Annotated in this window: 1 protein-coding gene and 1 pseudogene; both read left to right on the top strand. The window is 76.7% G+C overall.

Annotation, left to right across the window (positions count from 1 at the left end; all coding sequences use genetic code 11):
• Positions 1 to 83: 83 nt before the first annotated feature.
• Positions 84 to 767: pseudogene (locus ABZ749_RS35420) on the top strand (nicotinate-nucleotide--dimethylbenzimidazole phosphoribosyltransferase); the annotation flags it as partial.
• On the top strand, positions 757 to 1,221 hold a 465-nt coding region (locus ABZ749_RS35415; protein WP_357235802.1), incomplete at its 3' end, for an adenosylcobinamide-GDP ribazoletransferase. The pseudogene ABZ749_RS35420 and the gene ABZ749_RS35415, both read left to right, overlap by 11 nt.

Here is a 1,221-nt window from a genome sequence, read left to right as displayed (position 1 = left end):
CTTGCCCTTGAGCGCCTCGTTCATGAACCGCTCCCAGATGTCGCCCGGGAGGTTTCCACCACTGACCCTGCGCTTGTCCTTGAGCCGCGGCGGTGCTCGCGGCGACCGCGGGCGCGGAGCCGCCCGCCGTGCTGGGTCGGGTGATCACCGACTCCGGCGAGATCGACGACGCGGCGTGGATGATCCGCTGCGCGGCGGTGCGCGACGCGCTGCACCGCACCCGACGCTCGTCTCGTGGCGCCAAGGACATTCTGGCCGAGCTGGGCGGCGGCGACGTGGCGGTGGCCACCGGCGTGCTGCTTGGCGCCACCGCCCGCCGGGTGCCGGTGCTGCTCGACGGTCCGGTCGGGTTGGCCGCCGCCATGGTGAGCCGTGACCTGGCCGGGCAGGCCCGGCACTGGTGCCTGCTGGCCGACCACGGCGGGCACCCGGCCGTGCGGCTCGCCGCCGACGTGCTGGGCCTCACCCCGCTGCTCGACCTGCGGATGGATCTCGGCGAGGGCGCCAACGCGCTGGTCGCGCTGCCGCTGCTGCGCTCGGTGCTGGCGTTGTCCGCCGCGCTGCCGGTGCACCCGTCGCTGGGCGGCACCGACGACACCGACCCGCCCGCCGACGAGCCGGAGTCCACCGACCCGAGCTACGCGGACCCGGATCTCACCGAGCCCGACTCGACCGAGCCCGACTTCGCCGAGCCGGTGCCGGCCGGGCCGGGCCCGGCCAGCACCGGGGTGGACGAGCAGCCGGCGTCGGGCTGGCGTGCCGGCTGAGCCACGGCTGCTCGCGGGAGCCCGGCTGGCGGTCACCACGTTCACCACGCTGCCGGTGCGGGCCGGGCGCATCGACCGACCCGTCGCGGGCACGGCGATGGCCCTCGCCCCGGTGGTCGGCGCGCTACTCGGCGCCCTGCTGGCAGGTGTGCTGCTGCTGGCCGGGGCGCTCGCACCGCCGCTGGTGGCGGCCGGCGTGACCGTCGCCGTCGCCGCGCTGCTCACCCGGGGGCTGCACCTGGACGGGTTGGCCGACACGGTTGACGCGCTCGGCTCCTACCGCCGGGGCGCGGCGGCCCTGAAGATCATGAAGAAGCCGGACGTCGGCCCGTTCGGGGTGGTCGCCCTGGTGGTCGTACTCCTGGTGCAGGCGGCGGCGCTCGCCGACCTCGCCGGTCGGTCCTGGCCGGCGTGCCTCGCGGCGGTGGTCGCGGCGACCGCGGCCGGTCGGCTC

The organism is Micromonospora sp. NPDC047753 (genome assembly GCF_040642735.1).
Lineage (GTDB): Bacteria > Actinomycetota > Actinomycetes > Mycobacteriales > Micromonosporaceae > Micromonospora.
This window is presented reverse-complemented; position numbering and strand designations above follow the sequence as displayed.